At 54.9% G+C, this 15,188-nt stretch carries 13 protein-coding genes; 5 read left to right on the top strand and 8 right to left on the bottom strand.

Annotated elements, in window-relative coordinates:
* Nucleotides 1-34: 34 nt before the first annotated feature.
* Together L370_RS10500 and L370_RS10505 are read right to left on the bottom strand one after the other, a co-directional pair.
* The gene (locus tag L370_RS10500) at nt 35-1,249 is read right to left on the bottom strand and encodes a multidrug efflux MFS transporter (protein ID WP_023334669.1); all 1,215 of its coding nucleotides are present in this window, start codon (nt 1,247-1,249) and stop codon (nt 35-37) included.
* Nucleotides 1,250-1,417: 168 nt separating this feature from the next.
* A complete protein-coding gene (locus tag L370_RS10505) occupies nt 1,418-2,101 on the bottom strand; it encodes an extensin-like domain-containing protein (protein WP_023334668.1) in 684 nt (227 codons plus the stop codon).
* A gap of 103 nt (nt 2,102-2,204) precedes the next feature.
* Between L370_RS10505 and ddlA the strand changes: the two genes are divergently transcribed.
* Nucleotides 2,205-3,305, top strand: a complete 1,101-nt coding sequence (ddlA, locus tag L370_RS10510; RefSeq protein ID WP_023334667.1) for a D-alanine--D-alanine ligase — start codon at nt 2,205-2,207, stop codon at nt 3,303-3,305.
* Here ddlA and L370_RS10515 read toward each other — a convergent pair.
* On the bottom strand, nt 3,302-3,538 hold the full coding sequence (locus L370_RS10515) for a DUF2754 domain-containing protein (protein ID WP_023334666.1): 237 nt from the start codon (nt 3,536-3,538) through the stop codon (nt 3,302-3,304). The genes ddlA and L370_RS10515 overlap by 4 nt on opposite strands.
* A 249-nt stretch (nt 3,539-3,787) precedes the next feature.
* Here L370_RS10515 and L370_RS10520 point away from each other — a divergent pair, with 249 nt between their 5' ends.
* Nucleotides 3,788-4,099: a DUF2755 family protein gene (locus L370_RS10520; RefSeq protein WP_023334665.1), complete on the top strand. Its 312-nt coding sequence runs from the start codon at nt 3,788-3,790 to the stop codon at nt 4,097-4,099.
* On the opposite strand, the gene L370_RS10525 is transcribed toward L370_RS10520, so the two are convergent.
* From L370_RS10525 to L370_RS10535, 3 genes are all read right to left on the bottom strand, one after another.
* Nucleotides 4,096-5,193 carry a DUF1615 domain-containing protein gene (locus tag L370_RS10525; RefSeq protein ID WP_023334664.1) on the bottom strand — a complete coding sequence of 366 codons (1,098 nt, stop codon included), beginning with the start codon at nt 5,191-5,193 and terminating at the stop codon, nt 4,096-4,098. The two genes, L370_RS10520 and L370_RS10525, sit on opposite strands and share 4 nt — an antisense overlap.
* A gap of 14 nt (nt 5,194-5,207) precedes the next feature.
* Entirely contained in the window at nt 5,208-6,428 is a 1,221-nt protein-coding gene (gene sbmA, locus L370_RS10530) for a peptide antibiotic transporter SbmA (RefSeq protein ID WP_023334663.1), read from the bottom strand.
* A 115-nt stretch (nt 6,429-6,543) separates the two neighbouring features.
* A complete protein-coding gene (locus tag L370_RS10535; RefSeq protein ID WP_023334662.1) occupies nt 6,544-7,077 on the bottom strand; it encodes an isochorismatase family protein in 534 nt (177 codons plus the stop codon).
* A gap of 204 nt (nt 7,078-7,281) precedes the next feature.
* Here L370_RS10535 and ampH point away from each other — a divergent pair, with 204 nt between their 5' ends.
* The gene (ampH, locus tag L370_RS10540; protein WP_023334661.1) at nt 7,282-8,442 is read left to right on the top strand and encodes a D-alanyl-D-alanine-carboxypeptidase/endopeptidase AmpH; all 1,161 of its coding nucleotides are present in this window, start codon (nt 7,282-7,284) and stop codon (nt 8,440-8,442) included.
* Nucleotides 8,443-8,444: 2 nt separating this feature from the next.
* Here the strand turns inward: ampH and L370_RS10545 are convergent, their stop codons facing one another.
* Entirely contained in the window at nt 8,445-9,068 is a 624-nt protein-coding gene (locus L370_RS10545; RefSeq protein ID WP_023334660.1) for a helix-turn-helix domain-containing protein, read from the bottom strand.
* A 91-nt stretch (nt 9,069-9,159) separates the two neighbouring features.
* A complete protein-coding gene (locus L370_RS10550; RefSeq protein WP_023334659.1) occupies nt 9,160-11,934 on the bottom strand; it encodes an autotransporter outer membrane beta-barrel domain-containing protein in 2,775 nt (924 codons plus the stop codon).
* A 450-nt stretch (nt 11,935-12,384) separates the two neighbouring features.
* Here L370_RS10550 and hemB point away from each other — a divergent pair, with 450 nt between their 5' ends.
* Nucleotides 12,385-13,359, top strand: coding sequence for a porphobilinogen synthase (gene hemB, locus L370_RS10555; RefSeq protein WP_023334658.1), 975 nt, complete (start codon nt 12,385-12,387; stop codon nt 13,357-13,359).
* 72 nt (nt 13,360-13,431) lie between these two features.
* The gene (locus tag L370_RS10560; protein WP_023334657.1) at nt 13,432-15,132 is read left to right on the top strand and encodes a bifunctional ornithine lipid synthase OlsF; all 1,701 of its coding nucleotides are present in this window, start codon (nt 13,432-13,434) and stop codon (nt 15,130-15,132) included.
* Nucleotides 15,133-15,188: the final 56 nt, after the last annotated feature.

Below are 15,188 nucleotides of genomic sequence, written 5' to 3'. Positions count from 1 at the left end.
TACTATAAGAATATATAATACATCAACGAAATGATTATCTCGCCGACTTAGCCTCCGCCATTTGTCTGCGGCGACGCAGCGCAATAGCCAGCTGGATAATATTGATTAAAACGACAATAGCTGTGGCCGCAAATACCCAGCGAAAACCGGCCATCGCGGAAACGGATGCGCCAATAAGCGGACCGGCAACATTCCCCAGATACATAAATGACTGGTTATAGCCAAAAATACGCCCCGTCACCTGGTCGCTGGAATATTTAACCAGCAGGGTCTGTACCGCTGGCAACATGGCGCCATCAGCAAACCCGAGCAGAAATCGCAATACGCCAAGCTGAAGCGGAGAGGTGACAAACGACATCGCGAAGAAGAGCACCACCGCAAAGATCAGCGTCGCCATCAGGATGCGCGCCGTGCCGATCCTGTCACCCAGTTTTCCCAGACGCGGCGCGGAAATCAGGGCGGATACGCCCGGCACGGCGGCAATCATGCCGCTCAGAAAAGCGATATTTGTGCTCTCCGGCTCCATCGACTTGATAAACAGCGCCAGAATCGGACCGACCGAACCGTTACAAAGCTGGATAACCATGGTGGTCACAAACAGGCTGATCATCAGCCCAGGATAAGGCAGAGAGGCGAAGACGGCCCTGCCGCTCAGGCGTTCCGATTTACTGATAACCGGGCGGCCTCCCTCTTTGATAAGAAAGAGCGTGACCAGAAAACTGACCACCAGCAGGATCGCAGTGATGATAAATACCGCGCGCAGCCCGACGTGGTCCGCCAGAAAGCCGCCCAGCAGCGGACCGCCGATGACGCCGCTGATCTGCGCCGTGGAGAGCGTACTCAGCGCCCAGCCGCTACGCTCGCGCGGCACCTGAGAGGCGACCAGCGCCATGGCATTCGGAATGTACCCTGACGTCAGCCCCATCACCGCGCGCAGGAAAAACAGCTGCCAGACGTTGGTGGCGAAGGCCTGCAGCAGAATGGCAATCGCCATCCCGAGCGAGGCGCGCAGCAGCATCAGTTTTCGGCCTTTCCGATCCGCCAGGCTGCCCCACATCGGTGACACAATGGCGGAGACCAGAAACGTGACGCTGAACGTCAGGCCGGACCACATGGAGAGCGCTTCATGCGAGGTCACCCCCAGCTGCGAAACGTACAGCGGCAGGAACGGCAGGATCTGGCTGATGGCCAGCCCGGTGAAGAAGCAGCCGAACCAGACCGAGATGAGATTAACTTTCCAGGATTCCATAAAGAAATAGTCTTCATTTTTAGGCGAATTCGCCTACAGATTAGCAAGTTACGCGTTTTGACGTCGCACCAGAGATGCGGCCTGACTGACTTTGGTGTTTTATCTTCCCAGTCATCATATTTGTGAAATAAGTCACAAATCATCCATTTTCTGGCGGAATATTATGCTTCAGCGGCAGAGCCCAACACCGCGCATCCCCAGATGAAAGTGGTTGGCGTGCGCCGCGTTATACTCTGGCCCCAGACCGTTCCCGTAGTAGCCGCAGCTTGCCGCCAGCATTGCCTTCAGCCATGGCTGCGTTGTTGCCGCCTTCCAGCCGTTCAGCACCGTGACGCGTTCCCCGTTCGCCAGCCGAAAAGCGGCGATATCCAGCGCTTCCGCCGTGGCATGTTCGCTGCGTCGTGCGTCAGGGCGGTGGTAAATATTGCGGCAGGCAAAGCTGCCGAGATGGTCGATGCGGGTCAGGTCGCTGCCCGTATAGCGTTTTGTCAGCGGCCGGGCCTGCTGGCTGATAAACAGCGCAGAGCCGAGCGCCAGCGGACAGCTGGCAAGAAAGCTGCTGTTCAGGCTGACCGGGCCGAAGTCACGTACGCGCACAACGTTGTTAAGCGGACACGCGCCGCCGCTGTTCGCCACCGGCTGGGTGCGGATGAGATCTCTTTGGTTAGCCTGCGACAGCAGGCTCGCGCACGCCTCGGGGGTTAAGCGCCGAAGCTTATACTGGGTGATTCGGCCCGGCGGGTCGTCAAGGGTCAGCGGCATGAAAGGGTTGTAGTAAGACGGCAACCAGCGGTAACCCGCCGTTGCAACGGCCACAATAATCAAAACGGTCAGCAGCGTTTTTCCTTTCACTCTCCCCCCTCAACATTCCCCAAAACATTATGGCAGAAGGCCGCGAAACCCGCCGGGCATCGTGGTATGTTATTGGCTTTTCGTCAGACTGGAAGAGAGTGAGATGGCTAAGCAGCGCGTAGGTATTGTCTTTGGGGGAAAATCAGCGGAACACGAAGTGTCATTGCAATCGGCCAAAAATATCGTTGATGCAATCGATAAAAGCCGTTTCGACGTGGTGCTGCTGGGCATTGATAAGCAGGGCCAGTGGCACGTTAACGATGCCAGCCAGTATCTGCTGAATGCTCACGATCCGGCACACATTGCCCTTAATCCTTCAGAAGTGAGCGTCGCCACCGTACCCGGCGTCGTGAAGGGGCAGCTCATCGACGCCGGCAACGCGCAGGCTCTCGCCCAGATCGATGTTGTCTTCCCCATCGTCCACGGCACTCTGGGGGAAGATGGTTCCCTGCAGGGGATGCTGCGCATGGCCAACCTGCCGTTCGTCGGTTCGGACGTACTCGGCTCTGCCGCGTGCATGGACAAAGACGTCACCAAACGCCTGCTGCGCGATGCCGGGCTGAACATTGCGCCATTCGTGACCCTCACCCGCGCCAACCGCGACACGCACACCTTCGCGCAAATTAGCGGAGAGCTGGGTCTGCCGCTGTTTGTGAAGCCGGCAAACCAGGGCTCCTCCGTAGGCGTCAGCAAGGTCACCAGCGAAGCAGAGTTCACGCAGGCCGTCCGTCTGGCGTTTGAGTTCGACCATAAAGTGGTGGTTGAGCAGGGCATCAAAGGCCGTGAAATTGAGTGCGCCGTACTGGGCAACGATTTTCCACAGGCGAGCACCTGCGGTGAAGTGGTGTTAAACAGCGACTTCTACTCGTACGACACCAAATACATTGATGACAAAGGGGCGCAGGTTGTCGTGCCTGCGGATCTCGATCCGGCGGTTAACGATAAAATCCGGGCGATCGCCATTCGCGCTTATCAGACGCTCGGCTGCTGCGGCATGGCGCGCGTGGATGTGTTCCTGACGCCGGAAAACGAAGTGGTGATCAATGAAATCAACACGCTGCCGGGGTTCACTAACATCAGCATGTATCCGAAACTGTGGCAGGCGAGCGGCCTGAGCTACCCGGAGTTGATCACTCGCCTGATCGAACTGGCGCTGGAGCGTCACGCCGCCGACAGCGCGCTTAAAAGTTCCGTAAACGGTTAATCGGCGCGCTTCGCCGACTCCGCCTCATCCGCTGTCGTCTCTTCAGGGCGACGGCGGATAATCAGCCCCGCCAGCCAGAAACTTATCACCCAGGTCACCAGCCCGACGGCATACGTTTGCCACCCTTTTGCTTCAAACCCCAACAGGCCCACGACGCCGTTAAGAATAAAGATCAGCCCGATGGCAAAGGCGTAGTAGTGCCAGTCACGGCGTAGTTTGGACGTGAGCTTCATAACAACTCCGGCAGGAAAAAAAGACATCCTCTCACAGTTTTTCGGCCAGGTCTGTGGCAGATACGGAAATTCTGAAACGCGACGCAATTTCACTTAAGTAATGAAATTGTGATGTGCTGCAGAAATCGACAATCCAGGAGGATTCCTGAGCGCAAATTACCACGATTCTGATATTGACAAATGCGATGACCTGTCAAACTCACCCCGTAAGACGCGTATTAAAACAGAGTGATACCACGGGAGGTCAACATGGCTGACTTTACATTGTCGAAACCGATTTTTGGCGGCAAACCAAAAACCTCCACGGCGGGTAATATCGCTTATGCCCTGTTTGTCCTGTTCTGCTTCTGGGCCGGTTCCCAGCTGCTCAATATGCTGGTCCATGCGCCTGGCGTTTATGAACACCTGATGCAGGTGCAGGATAACGGACGTCCGCGAGTTGAGATTGGGTTTGGTGTCAGCACACTGTTCGGCCTGATTCCTTTCCTCGCGGGATGTATGATTCTGGGCGTTGTGGCGTTAGTGCTGCGCTTTCGCTTCCGCCGTCGCCGTCGCCGTTAAAGCCCCATACAGCGAGCCCGACGATCGTCCACGCGTTTTGCAAACCATGCGGTAGTGAGGTTACGCGTGATCTTCGGGCTTTCCAGCTGGATCCCCGGCAGGAAAGCCCTCGGTAACGCTTTCCCGCTTTTCTGCTCCGCAAGCGCAAACACCTTCCTGTACAGATCCGTTTTCTCGAATGCCAGGCTGTCGCCTTTTTCAAGCTGACGGCGAATGTCGCTGTTGCTCAAGCCAAGCGTGGTCGATAATTTCCGTACTGCCAGCTCGGTGCTTCCCGCCTCGCTGCTGCCGTAGGCGATGAGATCGCCGTCCAGCGCCAGCTTGACGCCGGTTGCGCGGCTGACCGCACTCTGGAATGCCGCATTACGGCTGGCATACCAGCCCGCGTTAAAGTCGGCAAAGCGGTACAGCGGCTCATTGTAGTTCGCCGGATAGTTCAGCAGATGATACGTGCCGAACCACAGCCCGCCGCGCAGGGAGAAGACCTCCTGGCGCACCGTACCGTCGATTTTCCACGGGTAGCCGTCGGTATGCTTCTCCGCGAACGCAATGCTCACCTGCATCGGGCCACCGGTGTGTACCGGGTTCAGTGAACCAAACAGCTTCTGCCCCATCGGGACCATACTGATGAAATCATCAAAGATGGCGCTAAGCTGTTTTTCGGTTTTCACCGCATCCAGCCGTTCGCTGTAGCTTTTGCCGTTCGGCGAGGTGATTTTAAGCGCGGTATGCACTAGGAACACCGGGATATGCATGGATTCCGCGCGGCGGTCGATCTCTTTCCAGGCAATTTTGTTCAGACCCGGCACGACCGGGTCTGACTGGTACATCGACTCCTGCTGCGCCACCGCCAGCACCGAGCAGATATTCTCCTCGGTCGGCGCGATCTTTTGGCTTTCAAAGGTTTTTGCCAGCGCATCTGCCCACGCATTGCGATCCTTCACGCTGGCGGGCATTTTCTGCCGCACTACGCTCGCCACATCGACGGGCTTCTCCCCCTTTTTGAGCGGAGCGGCCCCTTTTTCGGCACAGCCTGCCAGCACAAGAGCGGCCAGCAAGGACAACGGTAACGCGCGCGGTACGGCAAAAGACATAGCAACTTCCTGTATTAGCTAAATGTGTTGGTGACTTCCTGCAGATCACGATCGTCCAGCTCACGTTCAAAGCTGCGCAGACGCTTATAGATGGACATCAGTTCTACCAGGGTGGTCCAGGAGCTGATCAGGTACTGGAACGACCCACGTACCTGACCGAAAACGTTAGTAATCTGCGTCATCAGACCGAGCGTAATCGTACCCGCAACAATCGACGGGAACAGCAGGAACAAACCGAAAACATTGTCCACCTGCAGATACAAGATACGGGCAATATTGAAATACATATAGTGGAAGTAGAGTCGGAAGTAGTTACGACGCACGGCGCCAAACAGCTCGCGGACGGTCGGCGGCGAGGCGCGGTTAGCATCATCTTCACCGTAAACCAGCTCTTTACGGTAAGCGGCTTCCACGCGTTGATTTTTAAACTCCAGGCCCGGCAGTTTGATCCCCACCACCGCCAGCAGGCCCGTACCCATCAGCGACCAGACGATCGCGGCAATCACCAGACCATACGGAAGATGACCGACAATCGGCAGATCCGGCACATGCGCAGAGAGCGTTACCAGCACGGGCAGGAAGGCGATCAGCGTCATGATGGCGTTGATAAAGCTTACGCCCATGTCTTCAAGGGTGGAGGCAAAACGCATGGTGTCTTCCTGCACACGCTGCGCGGCGCCTTCGATATGGCGCAGGTGCTGCCAGTGCGCCATGTAATGTTCATTCATCGCGGTACGCCAGCGGAAAACGTAGTGGCTGACGAAGAAGTTGTTCATCACGCCGATGATCACCGCAATAAGGGCGATACCGAGGAAGATCCCGACTTCATGGTAGAACTGATTGATGGTCACCTTGTGCGGCGAGCTCAGCGCGGTCTGAATCAGATCGTAGAACGGCGCATACCAGGCGTTAACCGCCACACCCACTTCCACGAGGAACCAGGTGACAAAGATAATCAGCGATGTGCCGAGGATCGACCAGTACTGCCAGCGGTGCGGAGAATAAACAAACCAGAACAGCGCAAACAGCCCCACGCATACCATGTAGTAGGCATAAAACAGCAGATAGCTCAGCGACCAGAAGCGCGCCGCGCTAATCGGCACATCACCCGTTGCCCCCGTGATGCGCGTCAGCCATGCGCCGCCGCCCGCCTGCCAGAAAATGACAGCGATGAGTGCCCAAATAAATGCCGACAGGAAAAAAGGCCCCGGCTTTGGGAAAAAAGACTTAAACATAATGCTTCCTTCTTGTTGTTATGGTTGTTGCTGTGCACAACACGTTACCACACGAAAAACCTGCCCGAGCCAGCCTCCCGGCCTGGGCAAAAAGGTCAGACCCGAGGGTTGATTATTAGTTCGCTTTCCAGTTTTCGAGAATTGTTTCGGTGCGTTTCACTGCGAGAGGATTCGCCGGCGCGATGAAGTTACGCCAGACGTCATTGTGGTGGTTAATCACGATCTGCGCCTCTGCCGCCGGGCGATTGGCGGTAGTATGGGCATCTTCCGCGACGGTGATGTGATAACCCCGGCTGACGCCGTTCTTCACCGTCGCATCGACGCAGTAATCGGTGGCGCAGCCGCAGATAACAAACTCGCGAATGCCCTGCTCACGCAGCAGCGCCTCAAGCGCGGTGTTATAGAAGGCATCGCAGGCGGTTTTGGTCACGTAAAGCGCGTCAGCAGGCTGATGGAGTTCAGGCAGTAGCGCAAACCCTTCGCTTCCCTCTTCAAGACCTCCGGCCTCGGTATGCTGAATAAAAATCACCTTGTCGGCTGCCTGCGTAAGCTGGTTGATCAGAAAGACACACTTTTCGCGCTGATGACGAGGGGTTTCAAATACCCCGTTCTGCATATCGACAACCATAACCACACGCTTCTCAGACATACCGTTCTCCGTAAGATTGAGTGACACTGGTGCCTATCATAAGCCCGATGTCACAAAATGGGAGATGGCTCGTCAGTAAATTGTTCATATTTACCCATGGTTACGTTTTTCTCGCTATCGTTATACAATTCGGGGCATTGCGCGGTACCGATTAGTAGTATAAATACCCATTACTTTCCTCATTCACTTCATGGATGCTTTTCGTTGAAACGTTGTCTGCTCTCTTTTGCCGCGCTGTGTGCGGTGAGCTTTTCTACCGCCCAGGCAGCCCAACCGCTGACGGCGCCCGTTTTAGCTTCAGATATTGCCGATCGCTACGCGAACCTTATCTATTACGGCAGCGGCGCGACCGGGATGGCGATGGTCGTCATCGACGGCAACCAGCGTGTGTTCCGCAGCTTTGGCGAAACGCGCCCGGGAAATAACGTTCACCCGCAGCTGGATTCCGTTATCCGCATTGCATCCTTAACCAAGCTCATGACCAGCGAAATGCTGGTGAAACTGCTCGACCAGGGCGTGGTAAAACTCGACGACCCGCTCAGCAAATACGCGCCGCCAGGCGCCCGGGTTCCGACCTGGCAGGGAACGCCGATCCGGCTTGTGAACCTTGCCACTCATACCAGCGCCCTGCCGCGTGAGCAGCCGGGCGGGGCGGCGCATCGTGACGTATTTGTCTGGCCAACGCGCGACCAGCGCTGGAGCTACCTGAGTACCGCCACGCTGAAGGCGGCGCCGGGTTCGCAGGCCTCTTATTCAAACCTGGCCTTTGACCTGCTGGCGGACGCCCTTTCAACGGCGGCGGGTAAACCCTATACGCAGCTATTTGAAGAGCAGATTACCCGCCCGCTGGGTATGAAAGACACCACCTTTACCCCGTCCCCGGATCAGTGCCGTCGCCTGATGGTGGCAGAGAAAGGCGCGAGCCCCTGTAATAACACGCTCGCGGCCGTGGGCAGCGGCGGGGTCTATTCCACGCCTGGCGACATGATGCGCTGGATGCAGCAGTTCCTCTCCTCGGATTTCTACGCTCGCACCAGCCAGGCCGATCGCATGCAGACTCTGATTTATCAGCGTACTCAACTGCACCGCGTCATCGGGATGGACGTGCCGGGTAAAGCCGATGCGCTCGGCCTGGGGTGGGTCTATATGGCGCCGAAAAATGGCCGTCCGGGAATTATTCAGAAAACCGGCGGCGGCGGTGGATTCATCACCTATATGGCCATGATCCCACAGTCAAACGTCGGCGCGTTTGTGGTGGTCACCCGCTCCCCACATACGCGTTTCGTTAATATGAGTGACGGAATTAATAACTTAGTGGCTGAACTGAGCGCCAACAAAGCCCAGGTGCTCACCGCGTCTAACTGATCTTAATATTCCGTGGGCAAGCGGTTAATGCTGACCAGCTTGCCCCGGCTCATATTGATGTAGTTACCTTGCCGCAGGGCAGCGAGAACCTCAGCAACCACTGAACGTGAAATACGCGTACTTTGTTGAATATGATTCATCACACCAATTTTTGAGCGCAGCGTTTCATCCCACTCTGCCATATTCAGCAGCATGGCGCGGATCTGATGGTAGGAATTATTTCCCACCAGCTGCATATCACGTTTCTCAAGAATGTAGTTTATCCAGGATAACCAACCGAAGGCCTCTTTCCACAGCGCGTTCTGTTGTATAAGTTGACGAGTGGTTTCAGTGGGCAAATAAAATCCCGTGCAGGCTGTTTTGGCTACCACTCTATATTCCTGACTATGATTAATCATCACGGTGGACAGCCCTAAAATAAAAGGTGCTGTTGCGATGCCCACAAGCAGCTCATCTGAACAACGATAAATTTTGATTATACCGGTTTGTAATACGGTCGTGCGGGGTTCATGACACTCACCTGGTGTAATTAATTGTTGTGGAGCAGTTTTAAAAGGGGTACTGGCTGATTTCAAACACTGTTCGAGCCGGCTTAATTCAGAAAGCGGTTTCGCATTAACGTTCATGCAGACCTCAAGGCATCCGTATTTGTCGGTTCAATATTATTTTTATTTATGTATATAAAAAGCGGGGGATATGACTCCCCCGCTTTATTCATTACCAGGTATATTTCACACCCAGATTTGCGCCCCAGTTCTGGTCAACGTCGCCGCCGCCCAGATAAGTGGCATCAGTGTAAGCACTGAAGTTCTTCGTGAAGCTAAACTGGGTGCCCAACCCTGCACGCACAGCGGAGCCTTTCACGCCGTTATCAATGCTGTCACCGTTAATGTCGGCATTGTTATCGGCATCGTCATAGACGTAGGCCAGTTTGAAGTAAGGCGTCAGAGCCTGATCGCCGCCGTAGTTGAAGGTGTAACCCGCATCAACACCGAGTTCATAACGCAGGCTATCGTAAGATTGCCCATCCATGCGCATGTCATTGCTGAGACGATAATCATCGCCAGACTGGAACAGGCCAGACACGGCTGCGTATGGTGTGACATAGCCGGACAGGTTTGGTTTCCAGTCATAGCCCAGTTTCAACCCAAAACCAACTGCGTCATTAGTGGTGTTGCCATCAACATATTGACCGTTGCTCATGTTAGCAGAGAGATCGCTGTTGAATCGGGTGTAGCTCAGGGAGCTGTCGAGGAACAGATCGTTCATGAACTTCGCCGACGCGTAGATCATTGCCGTCTGGCTGTCCTGATCGACCTGACCGGTACGATCGCTGATATCCCCCTTCGCGAAACCTGCCGCACCGCCGACGATCCACTTCGCACTATTACCGTCAATCTGCGTATCCAGACCAACCATAATGCCGCTCACATCCTGATCGTAGCTAATAACGCCATTGTCGCCGTCGAAGTTACCACCGAAGTAGCTCACCCACGCTCCGCCGTTGTCCGCCAGGCCGTGACGGCTGTTGGTCAGACGCGTACCTACGGTATCCTGCTGCAGGTTCCAGATATTGGTATTGGCAGATGGGATGCTCAGCGCCATATTGGCGTAGTCGGTCAGCGCTTTCTGCTGGAGGACAACGGTGTCACCCTGCTGCTGCGCCTGGTAGGTGTAAGCACCTAAATCGGCTTTGTTTGCAGCAGTAAAGCTGGCCGTGGTATCCGCGTTATTGTCATAGACGCGAATAATCTCTTTGTTTTTGTAATCAGCAACGGAACCGGCACCTGTCGCATCGTCAATGCGCACCTGGTAGTTACCTGCAACGTCACCGTTCACTGACAGATGGCCATCTGAGTTAATCGCCACAACACCGTAGTCATAATCAGCATTGTACTTATCGTTGGTGATATAGCGTGCGTTGTTCAGATCGCTGTTCAGCACATAATCACGGCTGGCAACGTTCAGTACACCACCATCGGTCAGGACCATATTGTGCGTATCAACCTGACCCAGCCCCAGCGCCAGCTCAGCACCGTTATCCACGGTGATGGTGTTGGCATACAGTTCGGCCGTTTCTTCCGTCAGTGCCGCACGGCTATAGCTGTCCAGATACAGATGGTCGGTCGCCACGGCGCCGCTGTCACCGATATTCATTGAAGAAGCATTGGTCAGGGTGATGGTATCCGCCAGCAGGCCTGAGTTTTCAACATTGACCTGAGACTGGTTGTTTACCGTCAGCATGTCGATGTTAGAAACCTTGCGGGTATCCCACTCAGAGCCGTTATCCAGCACGATGTTAAACAGACCGCTCTGATAGACCTCTTCACCCGCTACGTGGTCGTTGCTGTCATAGGTGGAGTCAGGCCAGATGCTGTTAGGGGACAGGGTGCTCCAGTCCACATCACTATATCCCTGGCCGTACATCTGGGAGGTACCAATGGCTTCAACACTTGACTGAGCTGCGCCCACCCATTTACTGCCGTTGGTCAGCGTAACGTCGAGCTTATCGGTACCGTCCCAGCCGTTGGTGGTTGGGTTATACACACCGTCATCGGTGATATCGGTTGCCGGATCGCCGTTCGGGTAGAAATTGTTGTCGAAGGTGCTGGAGAAAAGAATGTCACCAGTAACGGTGGAGTGATCGAATGTGGCGGCGGTCTGCATCGCGTTATCAGACGCGCTGGCGGCCACAATCAGCGCCGCATCATCCGCCGCTGTCGCGTTGGTTTCTCCATAATCGCTCGGCTTCGCGGTTTGGCCGTAGAATCCGCTGGTGCCCAGGTCGCTGTATGCACCAGAAGTCAGTACCGAGTCTTTCACCAGCAGTGTGTCAGTAAAGACTTTGCTGCTGTTGGCTACGCCTTCAACACCGTCGTAAGGAGTATTATCCGGCTCCTGATAACCCTGCGTCAGTGTGATGCCCGCTACGTGGGAGTTATTCTGAATAACGATATCAGACTCTACGTCCAGCGTAATCGCATTACCCAGAGCATATGTATCCAGATAATGGGTTTCAGTATTGTCGCCATTTACAACGTCGTAAGCATAATGCTCATAGGTATCGTTGATAGTAGAATTATCCACCGTCAAACTAAAACGATCGTACTGAGTATGATTGGTGCCGTCGGTATCTACACCATCTGCACAGGTCGTGGTCATACATTCAGACGTGATCATGCCATTTATGGTGCTGTTAGAAATGCTCAGCGCATTGGCATGGCCATTGACACCATCATCCAGATAATACGTTGAAATAATACCATTCACGGTAGATTTATTAATCACCGGATAAATATCACCATCGTGGCTGGCATCGGAGTAATCCCAGTCAGCGTAACCATAATACCAGGGGGTAGACGCGGTATTATCATATCCAAACGTATTATATGTCGTACCGGAAATATCCTTCGCATTGGCCTGAGAAGCGATAGCCAGGGTGCAGGCTAATGCAAGTTGAGATACAACCAGTTTCTTTTTCCATGTTTGCATTGGGTCATCCCTCCTCAGGGACGTAAGCAAGTTTGTCCATCACATCATTTGGCAATATTTTATTGCGGAGGGAATTATGCATTTTCATTTAGAAAAGGTTCAATGAATGTTTCCATTAAGTCCGTATCCAGACCAATAGCACCTTCAAAACGGCAAACGCATGGGTTACTCGAGATAAATATTATAAAAACAAAACGTTAAAATACAGCCTCACCAATGCAAAGCATATAACAAAAAATAATAGATCATTTTTAATGATGCATTCCCCTTAATATAGAAACAACACGAATACCTCTTCCTTTCAGCAATATACTGACCTGTATTATATATTGATGATATAAAGCCTGCCCTGCCGCATTTTGCAAAAAACAAAATGCCCACTTTAGTAAAACACCTGTCTTCACTTTGAGGTACACTAGCCTTCTTTGTTCCACAAACATCAGGCATACCATGACCGATTTAATTGCACGTCCCCGCCGCCTGCGCAAGTCACCTGCACTGCGCGCTATGTTTGAAGAGACAACCCTGACCTTAAACGATCTGGTGTTGCCGATTTTTGTCGAAGAAGAGATCGATGACTACAAAGCCATCGAAGCCATGCCGGGCGTAATGCGCATTCCGGAGAAATATCTGGCGCGTGAGATCGAACGCATCGCCAACGCGGGGATCCGCTCGGTGATGACCTTCGGCATCTCTCACCATACCGACGCCACCGGCAGCGACGCGTGGAAAGAGGATGGCCTCGTCGCCCGCATGTCCCGCATCTGCAAAGAGACCGTGCCGGAAATGATCGTCATGTCCGATACCTGTTTCTGCGAATACACCTCTCACGGCCACTGCGGCGTGCTGTGCGATCACGGCGTGGATAACGATGCCACCCTGCTGAACCTTGGCAAGCAGGCTGTGGTCGCTGCCGCTGCGGGTGCGGACTTCATCGCGCCTTCTGCGGCAATGGACGGACAGGTTCAGGCGATTCGTCAGGCGCTGGACGCGGCAGGCTTTACCGACACCGCCATCATGTCCTACTCCACCAAATTCGCCTCCTCCTTCTACGGCCCGTTCCGTGAAGCGGCGGGCACGGCGCTGAAAGGCGATCGTAAAACCTATCAGATGAACCCGCTGAACCGTCGGGAAGCGATTCGTGAATCTCTGCTTGATGAAGCCCAGGGCGCAGACTGCCTGATGGTAAAACCGGCTGGCGCGTACCTTGATATTCTGCGCGACATCCGCGAGCGTACCGAGCTGCCGCTGGGCGCTTACCAGGTCAGCGGCGAGTACGCGATGATCAAATTCGCCGCGCTGGCGGGTGCCATTGACGAAGAGAAAGTGATCCTGGAAAGCCTCGGCGCCATCAAACGCGCAGGCGCGGATCTGATTTTCAGCTACTTCGCGCTGGATCTGGCCGAGAAAAAAATCCTCCGCTAATCTTCACCAAACTGCAATACAATCGACATCTGCTCCTTCTACTGTCTTCGCAAGACGGCAGGAGGAGTAATCATGTTTAGCCTCGATAGCGTTCTCGACGATCTTTGGCCTCAGGCGAGGCCTGCACCCTGGCAAAAAAGTCTGTTAAAAAGACTGTTTTACGAAGACGAATTTCAGCAATTTGCCGCAGCACACCGCCACCTGAAAGGACTGGATATGGTGGAGCAAGTTCTGGAACACCTTGATATTCTCTGCACCGTTTCCGCCCGCGATCTTGAACAAATCCCCGAACATGGCCCGCTGGTCATTATTGCCAACCACCCGACGGGTACGCTGGACGGACTGGCGCTGATGTACGCCGTCTCCCGCGTGCGACGCGATGTTAAAGTCGTGACCAACCGGATGCTGACCCACCTTGAACCCCTCAGCTCGCTGTTTATTCCGGTGGACAATATGGGCGGCAGGACGGCGAAAACGTCGCTGGTGCAGATGGAACAGCATCTGCAAAACGCGGGCGTGCTGATCTTCTTCCCGGCCGGAGAAGTGTCCCGCCCCACGCGCAAAGGCGTTCGCGACAAAAAGTGGCACTCCGGCTTTATCAAACTCGCCAGCAAGCTGCGCGCCCCGCTGCTGCCGGTGCATATTCAGGCGCATAACAGCCTGCTCTTTTATGCCAGCACGCTGGTGTCGCCAACTCTGTCGATGTTGCTATTGATGCAGCAAATGTTCCGCCGCCGCCACAGCCAGCTGCCGATTAAAATCGGCCAGCAGATTGCGTGGCATCACTGGCATAGCGCCACCCTTTCGTCGCGTGAGATGGCCGAGCAGTGTCGTCAGCACGTGATGCGTCTTGGCAAGGGAGTGCCTGGCGTCTTTAAAACCCAGTGCGCCATTGCCCGTCCGGAAGACCGGGCCACCCTGAAACGCGCGCTGGCGCAGGCCGAATGTCTGGGCAATACCAGCGACGGTAAAACCATCTATCTTTGGCAGCGCAACGGTCAGGAAGACGCCCCGCTGCTGCGCGAGCTGGGCCGCCTGCGCGAGATTGCCTTTCGCGCGGTGGAGGAAGGGAGTGGTAAACGCCGGGACACCGATCGTTACGATGACGATTATCTGCACCTGATCCTCTGGGATGATGAGGATCTGGAGATCGTCGGCGCGTATCGCTTTATGCCAACCGCAAAACAGGTTGAGCGTCGCGGTCTGGAAGGGCTGTACAGCTATAGCCTGTTCCACTACGACGACAAAATGCAGGACGTGCTGGAACACGGCATTGAGCTGGGGCGCAGCTTTATTCAGCCGCGCTACTGGGGACGCCGCGGCCTGGATTATTTATGGTCCGGCATTGGGGCTTACCTGGCGCGCTATCCGCACTACCGCTACCTGTTTGGCCCGGTCTCGATTTCCGGCGGCTTACCGCCTGCCGCGCGGGATCTGCTGGTCGCCTTTTACCGCCTGTGGTTCCCGGCGACGCATCCGCTGGCCGCTTCTCGTCAGCCGTATCCCGCATCGCTGCCGGACGTGCTCGCGCAGTTTGGCGGCGTGGATTACGTGGACGATCTGACGAAGCTGAAATCCCTGCTCGGCAATCTGGGCTGCGGCATTCCGCCGCTCTACAAGCAGTATTCCGAGCTGTGCGAACCCGGCGGCGTGCAGTTTATTGATTTCGGCAGCGACCCGGCATTTAACGACTGCGTCGACGGGCTGGTGCTGGTGGATTTGTGTTACCTGAAGGCGAACCGCTATCAGCGGTATATTGAGGCGCACCTTTAGATGTGCAGTTTTTTGTAGGCCGGGTAAGCGCAGCGCCACCCGGCAAGAACGGTGCA

Origin of the sequence: Enterobacter sp. MGH 24 (assembly GCF_000493015.1) — a bacterium.
In the GTDB taxonomy this organism is placed as follows: Bacteria; Pseudomonadota; Gammaproteobacteria; order Enterobacterales; family Enterobacteriaceae; genus Enterobacter.
Note: the sequence above shows the minus strand (reverse complement) of the source record. Positions and strands in the feature narration are given on the sequence as shown.